Raw genomic sequence first — 17,018 nt, 5'->3', positions numbered from 1 at the left:
CACTGAATGAAGGAGTGGACGATGGCGGACGCCGATCTCGAACGCAAGTCGTGGGACCAGCCGGAAGGCGCAAGCTTCAACGACTGGATGGAAGGGCGTGTCGCGCGTTACGCGACGCGGCGCTACGACTGGGACGCGCTGAAGTTCCAGGCCGACTACGACCCGAAGTACCGCCGCGCGCAGATGCGCTACGTCGGCACGGGCGGCACGGGCGTCGCGAAGGACGTCAACACGGTGCCGGCCGGCGGCTTCACGTTCTCGACGATGGTCATTCCGGCCGGCAACATCGGCCCGAGCCACATCCACACCGACGTCGAGGAAATCTTCTTCGTGCTGCGCGGCAAGATGAAGGTCATCTGCGAGCGCGACGGCGAGACATGGGAAGCGATCCTCGGCGAGCGCGACCTGATCTCGGTGCCGCCGGGCGTGTATCGCACGGAAATCAACGTTGGCGAGGAAGATGCGCTGATGTGCGTGATGCTCGGGTCACCGAAGCCGATCACGCCGACGTATCCGCCCGATTCGCCGCTCGCGAAGATCAAGCGTTGAGACGGAGCCGGTGAAGCAATGAGTGTCATCGACAAACGTGAACGCGACCGCACCGCGGCGTTCGCCGCGCTGCTCGGGCAGTTTCCCGAGCAGCGTTGCGCGGCCGGCGCGGCGGGCACGATCGGTTACCGCGAGGCCGGCGCGCAGCATGCGGGCCGCGCGCTGCCCGTCGTGCTGCTGCACGGGATCGGCTCGGGCGCCGCATCGTGGGTTCGCCAGCTCGACACGCTCGGCGCGTCGCGGCGCGTGCTCGCATGGGATGCGCCCGGTTACGGCGTGTCGACGCCCGTGCACGGCGCGTCGCCGGATGCCGCCGATTACGCGGCATCGCTGAACGCGTGGCTCGAGGCACTCGGCATCGAACGCTGCGTGCTGGTCGGTCATTCGCTCGGCGCGATCGTCGCGGGCGGTCTCGCCCGCGCGGTGCCTGCGCGGATCGCCGGCCTGCTGCTGGTATCGCCCGCGGGCGGTTACGGCAGCGCGCCGGCCGATACGCGCGACGCGCGCCGCGACGCGCGGCTCGCGATGCTCGCGGCGCTCGGCCCGGCCGGGCTCGCCGAGCAGCGCAGCGGCAACATGCTGTCCGGTTTCGCGAACGAGGAAGCGAAGGCGTGGGTGCGCTGGAACATGGCGCGCATCGTGCCGGCCGGCTACGCGCAGGCCACGCACCTGCTCGCGAATGCCGATCTCGCGACCGATCTCGCCGGCTTTCGCGGCCGCACGGCCGTGGCCGTCGGCGCGCACGACGCGATCACGCCGCCCGCCGCGTGCGAGCGGATCGCCGCGGCCGCGCACGTCGCGCTGCAGGTGATTCCGCAAGCAGGCCACGCCGGCTACGTGGAAGCGCCGGCCGTTTATTCCGCCTTGATCGACGGTTTCTGCCGTCAATGCGACCCACAGCGGGGGCTGGCATGAGCGAACCGCTGCAACGACCGGCATCCGAACACGCGAAGGCCGACGCGAACTATGTGGTGCCGGGCCTCGAACGCGGGCTGCGGATTCTGGCCGAATTCTCGCCGCGCGAGCCGGTGCTCGGCGCGCCCGAACTGTCGAAGCGGCTCGGCATTCCGCGCACGACGGTGTTCCGTCTGCTGCAGACGCTCGAATCGCTCGGCTTTCTCGAGCGTGCGGACAAGGATCGCAACTACAAGCTCGGCATCGCCGTGTTGCGGCTCGGCTTCGAATACCTGAGCTCGCTGGAGCTGACCGATCTCGGCCTGCCGGTGATCGAAAGCCTGCGCGATGCGACCGGCTTCACGACGCACATCGTGATCCGCGACGGCCGCGACGTGGTGTTCGTCGCAAAGGCGCAGAGCCAGTCGCCGGTGTTCAGCTCGATTCGCGTGAACGTCGGCACGCGCCTGCCCGCGCATGCGACGACCCACGGCCACGTGCTGATGGGCGACCTGTCGCTGAAGGAACTGCACGCGCTGTATCCGGAAGGCGCGCTGACCCGGATGACGAGCGCGACGCCGGAAACGGTCGACGCCCTGTACGACGTGATCCGCGAGGATGCGCTGCGCGGCTACGGCGTCAGCAATTCGTCGTTCGAGCGCGGCATCTCGGTGGTCACGGCGCCGGTGCGCAACGAGACGCAGAAGATCGTCGCGTGCATCACGGTGACGGTGCCGCGTCCGGAGATTGACGCGGCGCTGATCGCGGACGGGCTGATCGACAAGGTGCAGCGCGCGGCGGCGGAATTGTCGCGGCGGCTCAATTACCGCTCGGATGACGAGCACACGTTTCTGAAGGCTTTAGGACTCCGATGATTCAGATCGATCTGACCGGGCAGGTCGCGGTGGTGACGGGCGGTTCGTCCGGCATCGGCCTCGCGACGGCCGAACGGTTCCTGCAAGCGGGCGCGTCGGTTGCAATCTGCGGCCGCGACGGCGACCGCCTGGCGCGCGCCGAAGCGATGCTCGGCGGGAAATACCCGGGCGCGCAACTGCTCGCCGCGCGCTGCAACGTGCTCGACGAAGCCGACGTGGCCGCATTCGCGCAGGCGGTATCGGCGCGCTTCGGCCGTGCCGACATGCTGGTCAACAACGCCGGCCAGGGTCGCGTGTCGACCTTCGCCGATACGACCGACGACGCATGGCGCGAAGAACTCGAGCTGAAGTACTTCAGCATCATCCGCCCGACGCGCGCGTTCCTGCCGCTGCTGCGCGACGCGCAGGCGCCGACGATCACGTGCGTGAACTCGCTGCTCGCGCTGCAGCCGGAGCCGCACATGGTCGCGACGTCGTCGGCGCGCGCGGGCGTGCTGAGCCTCGTGAAGTCGCTCGCGACCGAACTGGCGCCGCAGCGCATCCGCGTGAACTCGATCCTGATCGGCATCGTCGAGTCGGGGCAGTGGCGCCGTCGCTACGACACGCAGGCGCAGCCCGGCGAAAGCTGGGACGACTGGACGGGCGCGCTCGCCCGCAAGAAGAACATTCCGCTGAACCGCTTCGGCAAGCCTGACGAGGCCGCCTGGGCACTCTTTTATCTCGCAACGCATCTGTCGTCGTACACGACGGGCAGCCATATCGACGTTTCTGGAGGCTTTGCACGCCATGTCTAAAAAAACCACGGTTGGCGAGCTGATTGCCGCCTTTCTCGAGCAGTGCGGCGTGAAAACCGCATTCGGTGTCATCTCGATCCACAACATGCCGATCCTCGACGCGATCAACTCGCGCGGCAACATCCGGTATGTCGGCGCGCGCGGCGAAGCGGGCGCATTGAACATGGCCGACGGGCTGGCCCGCGTGTCGGGCGGCCTCGGCGTCGCGTTCACGAGCACCGGCACCGCGGCCGGCAATGCGGCCGGCGCGATGGTCGAGGCGCTGACGGCCGGCACCGCGCTGCTGCACGTGACGGGACAGATCGAGACGCCTTACCTCGACCAGGATCTGGCGTACATCCACGAAGCGCCCGACCAGTTGTCGATGCTCGACTCGATCTCGAAGGCCGCGTTCCGCGTGCGCACCGTCGAAACCGTGCTGCCGACGATCCGCGAAGCCGTGCGCATCGCGCAAACGGCGCCGACGGGCCCCGTGTCGGTCGAGATTCCGATCGACATTCAGGCAGCCGAAATCGAATGGCCGGAAGACCTCGCACCGGCGCACGTCACGGTGCGCGAGCATGACACCGCGCGCGTCGCGAAGCTCGCCGACGCACTCGCGGCGAAGCGCCGCCCGCTGCTGTGGCTCGGCGGCGGTGCGCGCCACGCACGTGAGGAAGTCGAACGCCTCGTGAAGCTCGGCTTCGGCGTCGTGACGAGCGTGCAGGGCCGCGGCGTGCTGCCCGAGGATCATCCGGCGACGCTCGGCGCGTTCAACGTGCACGCGTCCGTCGAGGCGTTCTACAAGACCTGCGACGCGCTCGTCGTCGTCGGCTCGCGCCTGCGCGGCAACGAGACGCTGAAGTACAAGCTCGCGCTGCCGCAGCCGCTGTTCCGCGTCGACGCCGATGCGCTCGCCGACAACCGCGGCTACCGCAACGAACTGTTCGTGCACGGCGATTCGAAGCGCGTGCTGGCCGAACTGGCCGATCGCCTCGAAGGCCGCCTGTCGGTCGATCCGCAATTCGCGGCCGATCTCGCGGCGGCCCGCGAACAGGCGGTGGCCGACGTGTCGAAGGGCCTCGGGCCGTACAAGAAGCTCGTCGACACGCTGCAGGGCGCGGTCGGCCGCGACTACAACTGGGTGCGCGACGTGACGATCTCGAACAGCACGTGGGGCAACCGCCTGCTGAAGATCTTCGAGCCGCGCTCGGGCGTGCATGCGCTCGGCGGCGGCATCGGCCAGGGCATCCAGATGGGCATCGGCGCGGCGCTCGCGGGCGCCGCGGCGAAGACGGTCTGCCTCGTCGGCGACGGCGGCCTGATGGTCAACGTCGGCGAACTCGTGACGGCCGTGCAGGAAAACGCGAACGTGATGATCGTGCTGATGAACGACCAGTGCTACGGCGTGATCCGCAACATCCAGGACGCGCACTACGGCGGCCGCCGCTGCTTCGTGCAGTTGCACCAGCCCGATTTCGCGCAGTTCTGCGCGAGCTTCGGCCTCACGCACTACCGGATCACGTCGCTCGACGACGCCGAGGCGATCGTGCGCGAAGGGCTGGCGAAGGAAGGGCCGGTGATGGTCGAAGTCGACATGCTGTCGGTCGGCACGTTCGCGTCGCAGTTCGCGGGCCCGCCGGTGAAGAAGGAAGCGCCGACGGAGCGCCAGTATGCGTAACGCGCACGCACCCGTCGACGTCGCGATGATCGGCTTCGGCGCGATCGGCGCGGCCGTGTACCGCGCGGTCGAGCACGATGCGTCGCTGCGCGTCGCGCACGTGATCGTGCCGGAACACCAGCGCGCGGAGGTACAGCGCGTGCTCGGCGGTGCGGTGGAGGTCGTGTCGTCGGTCGACGCACTGGCCCGCCGCCCCGAGTTCGCGCTCGAATGCGCGGGCCACGGCGCACTCGTCGATCACGTCGTGCCGCTGCTGAAGGCCGGCACCGACTGCGCGGTCGCCTCGATCGGCGCGCTGTCCGATCTCGCGCTGCTCGACCTGCTGTCGCGAGCGGCCGACGAAGGCGGCACGACGGTGACGCTGCTGTCGGGCGCGATCGGCGGCATCGACGCGCTGGCGTCCGCGAAGCAGGGCGGCCTCGACGAAGTGCTGTACGTCGGCCGCAAGCCGCCGCTCGGCTGGCTCGGTACGCCGGCCGAGGCCTTGTGCGACCTGCATGCGATGACCGGGGAAAAGGTGATCTTCGAAGGCACCGCGCGCGACGCCGCGCGGCTGTATCCGAAGAACGCGAACGTCGCGGCAACCGTGGCGCTCGCGGGCCTCGGCCTCGACGCGACGCACGTGCGGCTGATCGCCGATCCGGCGGTCGAGCGCAACGTGCACCGCATCACCGCGCGCGGCGCGTTCGGCGAGATGTCGCTCGAAATGAGCGGCAAGCCGCTGCCCGACAACCCGAAGACGTCCGCGCTGACGGCGTACAGCGCGATCCGCGCGCTGCGCAACCGCGCGGCCCGCTGCGTGATCTGACCGGGCCTTGGACCGTCCGCCCGCGCCACGGCGAGGGCGGACGCGCAGACACAGAATTGTGGGACTTGTGACATGACTCCTTTCGATACCAGCCTCGTACCCGACGGCACCATCCTGGTGGGCGGCGAGTGGCGGCGCGGCCGTGGCGCGCCCTACGCGAGCATTTATCCGGCCGACCAGTCGCTGAACATGGAAGTGTCGACGGCGAACGCGGAAGACGCGGCCGAAGCCGTCGAGGCCGCCGACGCCGCCTGGCGTCGCGCCGACTGGGCCGGGCTGAAGCCGCACCAGCGCGCGCAGGTGCTGTACCGCATTGCCGACCTGATCATGCAGCGCCACGAGGCGCTCGCGAATCTGCAGCGCCGCGACAACGGCAAGCCGATCGGCGAGACGCGCGTGCTGGTGGCGAGTGCGGCGAACACGTTCCGCTATTTCGCGGCGTGCCTCGAGACGCTCGACGAGGAACTGACGCCGTCGCGCGGCGATTACCTGACGATGAGCGTGTACGAGCCGATCGGCGTGATCGCGGCCATCACGCCGTGGAATTCGCCGATCGCGTCCGATGCGCAGAAGCTCGCGCCGGCGCTCGCCGGCGGCAACGCGGTCGTGCTCAAGCCGGCCGAAGTCACGCCGCTCGTGTCGCTCGCGCTGGCGCGCATCTGCGAGGAAGCCGGCGTGCCGAAGGGCGTGCTGAGCGTGCTGCCGGGCAAGGGCTCGGTGATCGGCGACGTGCTCGTGCGCCATCCGCTGGTGAAGAAGGTGTCGTTCACGGGCGGCACCGAAGTGGGCCGCGGCATCGCGCGCCTCGCGGCCGAGAAGCTGATGCCGGTGTCGCTCGAACTCGGCGGCAAGTCGCCGACGATCGTCTGCGACGACGCCGATCTCGATCACGCGGTCAACGGCGTACTGTACGGCATCTTCAGCTCGTCGGGCGAAGCGTGCATCGCCGGTTCGCGGCTGTTCGTGCAGCGCGCGGTGGCCGACGAATTCATGAAGCGCCTGGTGGCCGGCGCCCGCAAGCTGCGCGTGGGCGACCCGACGCGGCCCGACACGCAGATGGGGCCGCTGATCACCGCGAAGCATCGCGAATCGGTGGAGCGCTACGTCGCGCTCGGTCTCGAGGAAGGCGGCCGCCTGCTGTGCGGCGGCGAGCGGCCGTCGGGCGACGGGCGCGAGAACGGCTTCTTCTATCAGCCGACGATTCTCGAAGGCTTGCCGAACAGTGCACGCATCTGCCAGGAAGAAATCTTCGGGCCCGTGCTCGTCGCGATGCCGTTCGACGACGAAGCGTCGCTGATCGCGCAGGCGAACGACAGCGTGTTCGGCCTCGCGGCCGGCATCTGGACGCGCGACTACAAGCGCGCCTGGCGCATCGCGCGCGCGCTCGAAACGGGCACCGTATGGATCAACACGTACAAGCTGTTTTCGATTTCCACGCCGTTCTCGGGCTGGAAGGAGAGCGGAATGGGGCGCGAGAAAGGGCGTCTCGGCATCCGCGAGTACATGCAGCAGAAGAGCCTCTACTGGGGCTTGAACGACGCGCCGCTGCCGTGGGCGAACTGAGCGAAGGGGAATGACGCAATGAGCATTTTGGGAATCGAGCAGATCACGTACGGCGTCGACGATCTCGCGACCTGCCGGCGCTTTTTCGCCGACTGGGGGCTGAAGGAAATCGCGTACGACGACACGCGTGCGCGTTTCGAGACGCTGAACGGCTGCACCGTGCTGGCCGTCAAGGCCGACGATCCGGCGCTGCCGCCGGCATTCGAGGCGGGTCCGACGCTGCGGGAAGTCACGTGGGGCGTCGCGACGCAGGGCGAACTCGACGCGCTGCGCACGACACTCGCCGGCCAGCCCGGCTATTACGCGCAGGACGATGCGGTCGGCTGTATCGACCCGAACGGCATGGCGATCCGCATCGAAGTCACGCGCAAGCGCGCCCTCGACATCACGGGCTCGCCGTCGAACGTGTGGGGCCGGACGCTGCGCGTCGACCAGCCGAGCCCGATCTATGCACGCGCGGAGCCGGTCGAGGTCGGGCATGTCGTGTTCTTCACGAACTGCCTCGACGCGCAGGAAAAGTTCTATCACGAACTGCTCGGCTTCGAGACGTCGGACCGCTACCCGGGCCGCGGCGCGTTCATGCGCTGCGCGCCGCACGGCGGCCACCACGACCTGTTCCTGCTCGCGCTGCCGACGGGCAAGCGTGGCCTGAACCACGTCGCGTTCACCGTGCGCGACATCCATGAAGTGTTCGGCGGCGGCATGCACATCGACCGCTGCGGCTGGGAAACGCAACTCGGTCCGGGGCGGCACCCCGTGTCGTCCGCGTACTTCTGGTACTTCCAGAACCCCGCCGGCGGTCTGATCGAGTACTACGCGGACGAAGACATGCTGACGCCCGAATGGCAGCCGCGCGAATTCGAGCCGGGCCCGACCGTGTTCGCCGAATGGGCCGTCGACGGCGGCCTCGACGGCAACACGCGCCGGCAGAAGCACGCGCAGGCGCCGGAAGGCAAGTTCATGACGGAGCGCAAATCATGACCGAAGCGAATACGTCCGCGCAGCCCGCGCCGGGCACGGTCGTCGTGATCGGTGGCGGCCAGGCCGCCGGCTGGGTGCTGAAGACGCTGCGCGCGCAAGGCTACGCGGGCCGTCTCGTGATGATCGCCGACGAGCCGCACCTGCCGTACGAGCGTCCGCCGCTGTCCAAGGCCGTGCTGGCCGGCGACGCCGACATCGAGACCGTGCGCGTCGTGCGTCCCGACGAATTCGACGCGTTGAACGTCGAGGCGTGGCAGCCGGAACGCGCGGCCTCGATCGACCGTGCGCGACGCGTGGTGACGACCGCGAGCGGGCGCGAGATCGAATACGACCGGCTCGTGATCGCGACCGGCGGCACGTCGCGCCGCCTGCCCGATTCGATCGTCAGGACGCCGAATCTGCATTACCTGCGCACGCTCGACGAAGCGGCCGCGCTCGGCGAGAAGCTGCGTGCGAGCCGGCGCGTGCTCGTGATCGGCGGCGGCTGGATCGGCCTCGAAGTCGCGGCGACCGCGCGCAAGCTCGGCGTCGACGCCGTCGTGGTCGAAGGCGCGCCGCGGCTGTGCGGCCGCTCGGTGCCGCAGATCGTGTCGGATTTCCTGCTCGACCTGCATCGCTCGAACGGGGTCGACGTGCGCACGGGCGCGGCGCTCGCGTCGCTCGACCCGCAGCCGGACGACGCATCGAAGGTACGCGCGACGCTCGCCGACGGCACGACGATCGACGCCGATTTCGCGGTGGCCGGCATCGGCCTCGCGCTGAACGCGTCGCTCGCGAGCGATGCGGGGCTGGCGGTCGACGACGGCATCGTCGTCGACGAATTCGGCGCGACCAGCGACCCGGCGATTTTCGCGTGCGGCGACGTCGCGAACCATCACAACGGCTGGCTGAAGCGGCGCGTGCGGCTCGAATCGTGGGCCAACGCGCAGAACCAGGCGATCGCGGCGGCGAAGGCCGTGCTCGGCGTGCGCGCGCCGTACGCGGAGATTCCGTGGTTCTGGTCCGATCAGTACGACGTGAACCTGCAGATTCTCGGCGATCTGCCGGCCGATGCGCAGCTCGTCGTGCGCGGCGAGCTCGCCGCGCGCCGTGCGACGCTGTTTTTCGTGGGCGATGGGCAGGTGAGAGGTGTCATCGCCGTGAACAACGCACGTGAGCTGAAGCTCGCGCGCAAGTGGATGAACCAGGGCCGGGCCGTGGATACGGAAGCCCTGGCAGACACAACCCAAGCGCTTGCCTGACCGGCGAAAGACCAGGAGATCCCCCGCATGAGCACTTTCGACAACGTCGTGGCCGGTCGCGCCACGATGGAAGCTGCCGCCTCCACGCCCGGCGCGATCATCGCGCGGCTCGAGCGGCTTCCGGCCAACGCGATGCAGATCCGCGCGCGCGTGCTGATCGGCACCGCGACGTTCTTCGACGGCTTCGACGTGATCACGATCGCGGCGACGCTGCCGTTGCTGATTCACAAATGGGGGCTGTCGCCGACGCAGATCGGCATGCTGATCGCGTCCGGCGCGATCGGCCAGCTGATCGGCGCGTTCCTGTTTCCCGCGCTCGCGGAAAAACACGGTCGCGTGAAGGCGATCGCGTGGAGCTCGGCCGTGATCGGCATCACGAGCATCGCGTGCGGCTTCGCGCCGACCTTCGAGGTGTTCGTGCTGCTGCGGATCCTGCAGGGGCTCGGGCTCGGCGGCGAGCTGCCGGTCGCCGCGACGTACATCAACGAGATCACGCGCGCCCATGGCCGCGGCCGTTTCGTGCTGCTGTACGAGATCGTGTTCCCGATCGGGCTGCTCGTGTCGATGGCGCTCGGTGCGTGGCTCGTGCCGCGCTTCGGCTGGGAAATCATGTACTTCGTCGGCGGGTTGCCGCTGATCCTGGCGCTCGTGCTGACGCGCCTCGTGCCGGAATCGCCGCGCTGGCTCGCGTCGCGCGGGCGGCTCGCGGAAGCCGGGCGCGCGACGAGCGCGTTCGAAGCGTCGGTGCGCGGCGATCTGCCGCCCGTCACGCAGACGGCCGCGTTCGACGAGATGGTGCGCCAGCATCCGAAACGCAGGATGAGCGACCTGTTCCGCGCCGCGTATCGCAAGCGCACGCTCGCGGTGGCGACGTTGTGGGCGACCTGCGGGTTCATCCAGTACGGGCTGTCGACGTGGCTGCCGACGATCTACAAGAACTTCTATCACGCACCGCTGCAGCTCGCGCTGAATCTCGCGGTGATCGGCTCGGTGATGGGCGTGCTCGGCTCGCTGGCCTCCGCGCTGCTGGTCGACAAGCTCGGCCGCAAGCCGGTGATCGTGTGGTCGTTCGTGCTGTGCGCGCTGTCGCTGGCGCTCGCGGGTGTCTATCACGCGTCGTCGGTGTACGTCGTCGCGATCTTCTGCTCGCTGTCGCTCGGGTTGATGGCGTCGGGGTTCATCACCGCGTACGTCTACACGCCGGAGCAATATCCGACGAGCATCCGCGCGTCGGGCTGCGGGCTCGGCAGCGCATGGCTGAAGATCGCGTCGTTCGTCGCGCCGATGGTCGTGCCGCACGCGATCATCGGCGGGAACCTCGCGCCCGCGTTCTACCTGATCGGCATCGTGCCGCTGATCGCGGCGGTGACCGTGCATTTCGTCGGGATCGAGACGAAGGGGAAGGTGCTGGAGGCGCTGGAGGCGTGAGCGCATGCCGCGATGGCGGATGAAGTGAACGGAAGGGCCCGGGTGAGGTTTCCCGGGCCTTCTTGTTTCGGGGCGACCCGGTCGTGTCGCGTGGTTGGCCGCTCGGGTGCGCAATTGTTGACGGACGGCTGGCGTGTTCTAATTCACGGTCGCCATTTCGTCAGACCATTGCCATGCCCCTGTTCGAACCCGTCACGCTGGATACCTCCCGCCTCGTCCTGAGGCCGCCTCGCGAAGCCGACGCGCAGGCGTTCTTCGAGATCTGGTCGGATGCCGAAGCGATGCGCTATTTCTCGTTCTCGCCGATGACGCGGATCGAGCAGGCCGCGGAGCGCGTCGCGCGCAACCTGACGACGTCCGCGAGCGGGCAGGACCTGATCTGCGTGCTCGAACTGCGCGAAACCGGCGAGGCGCTTGGCGAATGCGTGCTGTTCCATGCGCACGAGCAATGCCGGCGCGCCGAGATCGGTTTCAGCCTGCGGCCCAGGTTCTGGCGCGGCGGATACATGCGCGAAGCGGCGACGGCCGTGATCGAGCATGCGTTCGGCGTGCTGAAGCTGAACCGGATCGAGGCCGATATCGATCCGCGCAACGTCGCGTCGGCGCGGCTGCTCGAAAGCCTCGGCTTCGCGCGGGAAGGGCTGCTGCGCGAACGCTGGATCGTCGGCGACGAAGTGTCGGACAGCGCGTTGTACGGGTTGCTGGCGAGCGATCGGCGCGGGTGAGCCGGTGTGACTTGCCCGATTCGCGAGACGAACGTACGCTTTGTCGATACCACGGTCCACCAGCGGGTTCTCGTCCATGCAAGCCCATCCCCTGCGTCTGTCCCCCGGCGACGATCTGCGCGGCGCCATCGAGACGGCATTACGCCAGCGCGAATCGCACGCCGCCTTCGTCATCCAGGGCGTCGGCAGCCTGAGCGTCGCGCAACTGCGCCTCGCCGGTGTCGACGCGCCGACCGAACTGCGCGGCGACCTCGAAATCCTGACGCTGGCCGGCTCGGTGTCGCCTGACGGCGCGCACCTGCACATGTCCGTTTCCGACGCGCATGGTCGCGTGTCCGGCGGCCATGTGTCGAGCGGCTGCGTGGTGCGCACGACGGCCGAGATTCTGCTCGTGCTGCTGCCCGCGCACCGGTTCTCGCGCGAGCTCGACGCGGGCACCGGCTTCAACGAACTGGTCATCCGGCGAGGGCAGGGTGGCGGCGCCGCATGAGTGTCGCGCCGCGGCGCTGGCATGGCCGATCATTCGAGCCCTTCTCGTTACCGCTCATTCCGCAAGATACGATTCATGAACGACTCCGACATCGAACAGAAGGCGTGGGACCTCGTCCGGGCCTGGCTCGAAGGCGCGACGCCCGAGCAGTGGCACCGGTTCGCCGCACGCTCCAATTACGACGGCAACCGCCGCGCGTTGCGCTGGCTGCTGGACAACCGCAACGTCGATCGCGCGACCGCGTTGCTGATCTACTGGAATCTCGGCGCTGCGTGGTTCGTGCAGTACGCGAACGAAAGCGATCTGGGCCACGCGTCGTATCAACGCGATACGTTCCGGCTGCTTCGTGAAATCGAGCAACGGTACGCCGACGGCTATTACGCCGATCACGGAATCTGGTTCGATCCGTACGACTTCGATGGCGCGGGGCCGAACGATTATCCGGACGTCCCGGTCGCGCGGCCCGTGCCGGCGCTGATGCTGCAGCCGACTGACGGCCGCGAGTACGTTGATCTCGAAGAAGCGGACGGGTATGACGAGGGTTTGCCGTTCGACGTGGTCGAGCAGTTGCACGCGCTGTACGACTGACCGGGCATTCGCGCCCGGTCGCCGGCGCACAAAAAAAGGCGCCGCAGCCATTCGGCCCGCGGCGCCTTTCGGTGCGCTGCGGCGTCGACCACCCGCCGCAGCCCGACTGCGTGCTTAGATCTGCACGGTGTCGGCCACTTCCTTGAAGTCTTCGATCTGGTCGAAGTTCATGTACTTGTAGATCTTGTCGCCGTTCGCGCTGAGCACACCCATGTCGGCCATGTACTCTTCCTTGGTCGGGATCTTGCCCAGACGCGAGCAGATCGCCGCCAATTCCGCCGAGCCGAGATACACGTTCGTGTTCTTGCCGAGACGGTTCGGGAAGTTGCGGGTCGACGTCGACATGACCGTCGCGCCTTCGCGCACCTGAGCCTGGTTACCCATGCACAGCGAGCAGCCCGGCATTTCGGTGCGTGCGCCGGCCGTGCCGAACACGCCATAGTGGCCTTCTTCCGTCAGCTGCTTCTGGTCCATCTTGGTCGGCGGCGCGACCCACAGCTTGACCGGGATGTCGCGCTTGCCTTCCAGCAGCTTCGACGCGGCACGGAAGTGACCGATGTTGGTCATGCACGAGCCGATGAACACTTCGTCGATCTTCGCACCGGCGACGTCGGACAGCGTCTTCACGTCGTCCGGGTCGTTCGGGCAGGCGACGATCGGCTCGTGGATGTCGGCGAGGTCGATCTCGATGACGGCCGCGTACTCGGCGTCGGCATCCGGCGCGAGCAGTTGCGGGTCGGCCAGCCACTGTTCCATCGCCGCGATACGGCGCTGCAGGCTGCGCGGATCCTGGTAGCCCTGCGCGATCATCCACTTGAGCAGCGTGATGTTGCTGTTCAGGTACTCGATGATCGGTTCCTTGTTCAGGTGCACCGTGCAACCGGCGGCCGAACGCTCGGCGGACGCATCCGACAGCTCGAACGCTTGCTCGACCTTCAGGTCGGGCAGGCCTTCGATTTCGAGGATGCGGCCCGAGAAGATGTTCTTCTTGCCTTGCTTGGCGACCGTCAGCATGCCTTGCTTGATCGCATACAGCGGGATCGCGTTGACGAGGTCACGCAGCGTGACGCCCGGCTGCATCTTGCCCTTGAAGCGGACCAGCACCGATTCCGGCATGTCCAGCGGCATCGTGCCGGTGGCGGCCGCGAACGCGACCAGGCCCGAGCCCGCCGGGAAGCTGATGCCGATCGGGAAGCGCGTGTGCGAATCGCCGCCGGTGCCGACGGTGTCGGGCAGCAGCATGCGGTTCAGCCACGAGTGGATCACGCCGTCGCCCGGGCGCAGCGCGATACCGCCGCGCGTGCTGATGAAGTTCGGCAGCGTCTGGTGCGTCTTCACGTCGACCGGCTTCGGATACGCGGCGGTGTGGCAGAACGACTGCATCACGAGGTCGGCCGAGAAGCCGAGGCAGGCGAGATCCTTCAGTTCGTCGCGGGTCATCGGGCCCGTGGTGTCCTGCGAGCCGACCGAGGTCATCTTCGGTTCGCAGTACGTGCCCGGACGCACGCCCTGGCCTTCCGGCAGACCGCATGCGCGGCCGACCATCTTCTGCGCGAGCGAGAAGCCCTTGCCGCTGTCGGCCGGCTGGTGCGGCAGGCGGAACAGCGTCGACGGCGCGAGGCCGAGCGCTTCACGCGCCTTCGCGGTCAGGCCGCGGCCGATGATCAGCGGAATGCGGCCGCCGGCGCGCACTTCGTCGAACAGCACGTCGGACTTGACCTGGAATTCGGCGATCACTTTGCCATCTTTCAGCGCCTTGCCTTCGTACGGGCGCAGTTCGACCACGTCGCCCATTTCCATCTGCGACACGTCGAGCTCGATCGGCAGCGCGCCGGCATCTTCCATCGTGTTGTAGAAGATCGGGGCGATCTTGCCGCCGAGGCACACGCCGCCGAAGCGCTTGTTCGGGACGAACGGGATGTCTTCGCCGGTGAACCACAGCACCGAGTTGGTGGCCGACTTGCGCGAGGAGCCGGTGCCGACCACGTCGCCCACGTACGCGACCAGGTGACCCTTTTCCTTCAGCGATTCGATGAACTTGACCGGGCCGCGCTTGCCGTCTTCTTCCGGCGTGATGCCCGGGCGCGCATTCTTCAGCATCGCCAGCGCGTGCATCGGGATGTCCGGGCGGGTGGTGGCGTCCGGCGCCGGCGACAGGTCGTCGGTGTTGGTCTCGCCCGTCACCTTGAAGACGGTGATGGTCAGGCTTTGCGGCACTTCCGGACGGCTCGTGAACCATTCGGCGTCGGCCCAGCTCTGCAGCACGGCCTTCGCGTGCGCGTTGCCCTTGTCGGCGAGTTCCTTCACGTCATGGAACTGGTCGAACATCAGCAGGGTTTTCTTCAGCGCGTCGGCCGCGACGGCCGCGACCGCGTCGTCGGACAGCAGCTCGATCAGCGGCTGGATGTTGTAGCCGCCCAGCATCGTGCCGAGCAGTTCGGTGGCGCGTGCGCGCGAGATCAGCGGGCAGGCGGTTTCGCCCTTGGCCACGGCGGCCAGGAAGCCGGCCTTCACGCGGGCGGCTTCGTCGACGCCGGCAGGCACGCGATGGGTGATCAGGTCGACCAGCGTCTGCTCTTCGCCGGCCGGCGGGTTCGTCAGCAATTCGACCAGTTCGGCGGTCTGCTGAGCCGTCAGCGGCAGGGGAGGAATACCGAGCGCGGCGCGGGCGGCCACGTGAGCACGAAAGTTTTCAAGCATGGGGAGACCTGCTGATATTGCGTTTGAGGGGAAGGCCTTGCCGGCACTCCGGGGCGATTCCAGGCACTGCTTTGAGCGGGATTCTAATCTCAATGGTCTGGAACGTCAAATGTCTTATGTCTTATATAAGAGTTGATGTGCGAAAGGCCGGGCATCGGGGCTGCATGGCCGAGCTGGCCTTGTCTGGCGTGGCCCGGTGGGCGGCCGGCGAGCCCGGATCAGGTTGCCGGTGCCGCACATTTCTGCACAAGTACGCGGGAAACGGCACACACGCGGCGCGTTCGCGCGGCTACGCTTCCTGTCGCGCAGCTTGCGATCGGGTTGTGACAGCGCGAGGCGGAAATTGGCGCGTGCCCGCCGATTCGTCCCCGTCGGCGGCTATTCTCTTACTCCGGTGTTCAGGACCATGCGATCCAGAGACTCGATTTTCCTGGCGATGTCGCTCGTCGTGTCGTCGGTCGTTCATGCGGCGGCGACCGGCGACGAAACGCGTCGCGAGGCGAGCCGGCCCGTCGCGCTCGTCTATCGCGGCCCCGCCGCGTGCGATGGCTGCCCCGAGGCGATCGCCAGCCGCCTGCGGGAATCGGACGACAAGTTCAAGGTGATCTACGTCGGCCCGGCGGAAAAACTCAAGATCACGCCCGCCGCGCTGGCCGGTGCGGCGTTGTATGTGCAGCCCGGCGGGGGGCAGGACATTTCCGGCGCGGCGGCCAGCATCGGGAAAAATGCAATCAGGGCCGTGCGGCGTTACGTGTCGAACGGCGGGCGTTACCTGGGGCTCTGCATGGGCGCGTACCTGGCGGGCGAACACGGTTTCCGGCTGGTCGACGGCGAGATCGATTCCGAGGTCGGCCGGCCGGGCTCGGCGCTTCACGGCATCGCCGACACGGTCACGCCGGTCGTCTGGCGCGGCAAAAGGCGCTGGATCTACTATCAGGACGGCGCGATGCTCCCGGCCGTGCCGGCCGGCTCGGGCGGTGTCGTGCTGGCGACGTATCCGAACCGCGATATCGCCGCCGCGACGTACCGCTACGGCAGAGGGCGCGTCGGGCTCGCCGGCCCGCATCCCGAGGCCGATGAAAGCTGGTATCGCCGGTACGGCCTCAGGAACCCGGACGGCGTGTTGCCGGACATGGCCGATGACCTGATTCGCGCGACGATGGCGCCGTAGCGGCGCGGTTGCGGCGCGTGACTTATTTCCGCTTCGCCCGGTACGCGTCGAGATTTTTCCGCGCCTGCGCGCGGATGGCGCGTTGCATGAACGGCGTCCAGCCGAGCAGCGCGCCTTTCAGCCCGAGCGCCTGACGCGCCCAGCGCCACAGGTCGAAACTGTCGCGATGCTCGACGATGCGTCCGTCGCGAAACCGGAACCGCGCGTCGATCCGGTTGCCCACCATCCGGCCGGTCGCGGCGAACCGGTAGTGCGCGATCCACGCGGCACGCCCGGCCTGTTCGTCCGCCGCCACGTCGCCGAACGTCAACGAGAATTCCTGCGCCCGCGCGACCAGCATGCGCCACATGTCGCGGGCGAGGTCGCCGCGCAGTTCGCCGAACGCGGGATCGCTGAAGATGACGTCGTCGGCATAGCAGGCGAGCATCGCGTCGATGTCGCGCTGCTGGAAGGCCGTGTAGAAGCGCTGGATCAGTTCGGTGTTCGGATGACTCATCGTGGGGCGTGGCGAAGGGGCGGACCATGACGTCCGTCGAAGCGTCGATAAGAGG

At 68.1% G+C, this 17,018-nt stretch carries 16 protein-coding genes; 14 read left to right on the top strand and 2 right to left on the bottom strand.

Translation table 11 applies throughout. From position 1 onward, the window contains the following. The first annotated feature begins 21 nt into the window (after window positions 1-21). The 13 genes from VXM69_RS10545 to VXM69_RS10485 all read left to right on the top strand — a co-directional run bounded on the left by VXM69_RS10545 (window position 22) and on the right by VXM69_RS10485 (window position 12,596). On the top strand, window positions 22-549 hold the full coding sequence (locus VXM69_RS10545; protein WP_034189947.1) for a cupin domain-containing protein: 528 nt from the start codon (window positions 22-24) through the stop codon (window positions 547-549). An 18-nt stretch (window positions 550-567) separates the two neighbouring features. Beyond that, the gene (locus VXM69_RS10540; protein ID WP_034189896.1) at window positions 568-1,464 is read left to right on the top strand and encodes an alpha/beta fold hydrolase; all 897 of its coding nucleotides are present in this window, start codon (window positions 568-570) and stop codon (window positions 1,462-1,464) included. Continuing rightward, window positions 1,461-2,318, top strand: coding sequence for an IclR family transcriptional regulator (locus VXM69_RS10535; protein WP_034189895.1), 858 nt, complete (start codon window positions 1,461-1,463; stop codon window positions 2,316-2,318). Before VXM69_RS10540 ends, VXM69_RS10535 begins: the two co-directional genes overlap by 4 nt. Then, window positions 2,315-3,112 carry an SDR family oxidoreductase gene (locus VXM69_RS10530; protein ID WP_049030514.1) on the top strand — a complete coding sequence of 266 codons (798 nt, stop codon included), beginning with the start codon at window positions 2,315-2,317 and terminating at the stop codon, window positions 3,110-3,112. The genes VXM69_RS10535 and VXM69_RS10530 overlap by 4 nt, the downstream gene beginning before the upstream one ends. Continuing rightward, window positions 3,105-4,772 (top strand): thiamine pyrophosphate-binding protein, encoded by a 1,668-nt coding sequence (locus tag VXM69_RS10525; protein WP_049030515.1) that lies wholly within the window; start codon window positions 3,105-3,107, stop codon window positions 4,770-4,772. The genes VXM69_RS10530 and VXM69_RS10525 overlap by 8 nt, the downstream gene beginning before the upstream one ends. Continuing rightward, complete coding sequence (locus VXM69_RS10520) at window positions 4,765-5,580, top strand: aspartate dehydrogenase (protein WP_034189892.1); 816 nt, start codon at window positions 4,765-4,767, stop codon at window positions 5,578-5,580. Before VXM69_RS10525 ends, VXM69_RS10520 begins: the two co-directional genes overlap by 8 nt. A gap of 72 nt (window positions 5,581-5,652) precedes the next feature. Next, the gene (locus VXM69_RS10515; RefSeq protein WP_034189891.1) at window positions 5,653-7,143 is read left to right on the top strand and encodes an aldehyde dehydrogenase; all 1,491 of its coding nucleotides are present in this window, start codon (window positions 5,653-5,655) and stop codon (window positions 7,141-7,143) included. Between the two features lie 18 nt (window positions 7,144-7,161). After that, window positions 7,162-8,124, top strand: a complete 963-nt coding sequence (locus VXM69_RS10510; protein ID WP_034189890.1) for a VOC family protein — start codon at window positions 7,162-7,164, stop codon at window positions 8,122-8,124. Beyond that, on the top strand, window positions 8,121-9,365 hold the full coding sequence (locus VXM69_RS10505; protein WP_034189889.1) for an FAD-dependent oxidoreductase: 1,245 nt from the start codon (window positions 8,121-8,123) through the stop codon (window positions 9,363-9,365). The genes VXM69_RS10510 and VXM69_RS10505 overlap by 4 nt, the downstream gene beginning before the upstream one ends. A gap of 27 nt (window positions 9,366-9,392) precedes the next feature. Further along, a complete protein-coding gene (locus tag VXM69_RS10500) occupies window positions 9,393-10,793 on the top strand; it encodes an MFS transporter (RefSeq protein WP_034189888.1) in 1,401 nt (466 codons plus the stop codon). Between the two features lie 173 nt (window positions 10,794-10,966). Beyond that, the gene (locus tag VXM69_RS10495; protein WP_049032715.1) at window positions 10,967-11,518 is read left to right on the top strand and encodes a GNAT family N-acetyltransferase; all 552 of its coding nucleotides are present in this window, start codon (window positions 10,967-10,969) and stop codon (window positions 11,516-11,518) included. 76 nt (window positions 11,519-11,594) lie between these two features. Then, complete coding sequence (locus VXM69_RS10490; RefSeq protein ID WP_367188558.1) at window positions 11,595-12,008, top strand: PPC domain-containing DNA-binding protein; 414 nt, start codon at window positions 11,595-11,597, stop codon at window positions 12,006-12,008. A gap of 75 nt (window positions 12,009-12,083) precedes the next feature. After that, window positions 12,084-12,596 carry a DUF4274 domain-containing protein gene (locus tag VXM69_RS10485; protein WP_367188557.1) on the top strand — a complete coding sequence of 171 codons (513 nt, stop codon included), beginning with the start codon at window positions 12,084-12,086 and terminating at the stop codon, window positions 12,594-12,596. Window positions 12,597-12,710: 114 nt separating this feature from the next. On the opposite strand, the gene acnB is transcribed toward VXM69_RS10485, so the two are convergent. Further along, window positions 12,711-15,296, bottom strand: a complete 2,586-nt coding sequence (gene acnB, locus VXM69_RS10480; protein ID WP_034189884.1) for a bifunctional aconitate hydratase 2/2-methylisocitrate dehydratase — start codon at window positions 15,294-15,296, stop codon at window positions 12,711-12,713. Between the two features lie 229 nt (window positions 15,297-15,525). Here acnB and VXM69_RS10475 point away from each other — a divergent pair, with 229 nt between their 5' ends. Next, window positions 15,526-16,467: a BPL-N domain-containing protein gene (locus tag VXM69_RS10475; protein WP_226227949.1), complete on the top strand. Its 942-nt coding sequence runs from the start codon at window positions 15,526-15,528 to the stop codon at window positions 16,465-16,467. 22 nt (window positions 16,468-16,489) lie between these two features. Here VXM69_RS10475 and VXM69_RS10470 read toward each other — a convergent pair whose 3' ends face one another. Then, the gene (locus VXM69_RS10470) at window positions 16,490-16,963 is read right to left on the bottom strand and encodes a nuclear transport factor 2 family protein (RefSeq protein WP_034189882.1); all 474 of its coding nucleotides are present in this window, start codon (window positions 16,961-16,963) and stop codon (window positions 16,490-16,492) included. Window positions 16,964-17,018: the final 55 nt, after the last annotated feature.

Source organism: Burkholderia sp. Ed8 (assembly GCF_040761425.1).
GTDB lineage: Bacteria > Pseudomonadota > Gammaproteobacteria > Burkholderiales > Burkholderiaceae > Burkholderia > Burkholderia seminalis.
This window is presented reverse-complemented; position numbering and strand designations above follow the sequence as displayed.

Excerpts from the sequence above, each read along its gene's own strand:
- VXM69_RS10545 (WP_034189947.1), top strand. The coding sequence starts at position 22 with ATGGCGGACGCCGATCTCGAACGCAAGTCGTGGGACCAGCCGGAAGGC.
- VXM69_RS10540 (WP_034189896.1), top strand. The coding sequence starts at position 568 with ATGAGTGTCATCGACAAACGTGAACGCGACCGCACCGCGGCGTTCGCC.
- VXM69_RS10535 (WP_034189895.1), top strand. The coding sequence starts at position 1,461 with ATGAGCGAACCGCTGCAACGACCGGCATCCGAACACGCGAAGGCCGAC.
- VXM69_RS10530 (WP_049030514.1), top strand. The coding sequence starts at position 2,315 with ATGATTCAGATCGATCTGACCGGGCAGGTCGCGGTGGTGACGGGCGGT.
- VXM69_RS10525 (WP_049030515.1), top strand. The coding sequence starts at position 3,105 with ATGTCTAAAAAAACCACGGTTGGCGAGCTGATTGCCGCCTTTCTCGAG.
- VXM69_RS10520 (WP_034189892.1), top strand. The coding sequence starts at position 4,765 with ATGCGTAACGCGCACGCACCCGTCGACGTCGCGATGATCGGCTTCGGC.
- VXM69_RS10515 (WP_034189891.1), top strand. The coding sequence starts at position 5,653 with ATGACTCCTTTCGATACCAGCCTCGTACCCGACGGCACCATCCTGGTG.
- VXM69_RS10510 (WP_034189890.1), top strand. The coding sequence starts at position 7,162 with ATGAGCATTTTGGGAATCGAGCAGATCACGTACGGCGTCGACGATCTC.
- VXM69_RS10505 (WP_034189889.1), top strand. The coding sequence starts at position 8,121 with ATGACCGAAGCGAATACGTCCGCGCAGCCCGCGCCGGGCACGGTCGTC.
- VXM69_RS10500 (WP_034189888.1), top strand. The coding sequence starts at position 9,393 with ATGAGCACTTTCGACAACGTCGTGGCCGGTCGCGCCACGATGGAAGCT.
- VXM69_RS10495 (WP_049032715.1), top strand. The coding sequence starts at position 10,967 with ATGCCCCTGTTCGAACCCGTCACGCTGGATACCTCCCGCCTCGTCCTG.
- VXM69_RS10490 (WP_367188558.1), top strand. The coding sequence starts at position 11,595 with ATGCAAGCCCATCCCCTGCGTCTGTCCCCCGGCGACGATCTGCGCGGC.
- VXM69_RS10485 (WP_367188557.1), top strand. The coding sequence starts at position 12,084 with ATGAACGACTCCGACATCGAACAGAAGGCGTGGGACCTCGTCCGGGCC.
- acnB (WP_034189884.1), bottom strand. The coding sequence starts at position 15,296 with ATGCTTGAAAACTTTCGTGCTCACGTGGCCGCCCGCGCCGCGCTCGGT.
- VXM69_RS10470 (WP_034189882.1), bottom strand. The coding sequence starts at position 16,963 with ATGAGTCATCCGAACACCGAACTGATCCAGCGCTTCTACACGGCCTTC.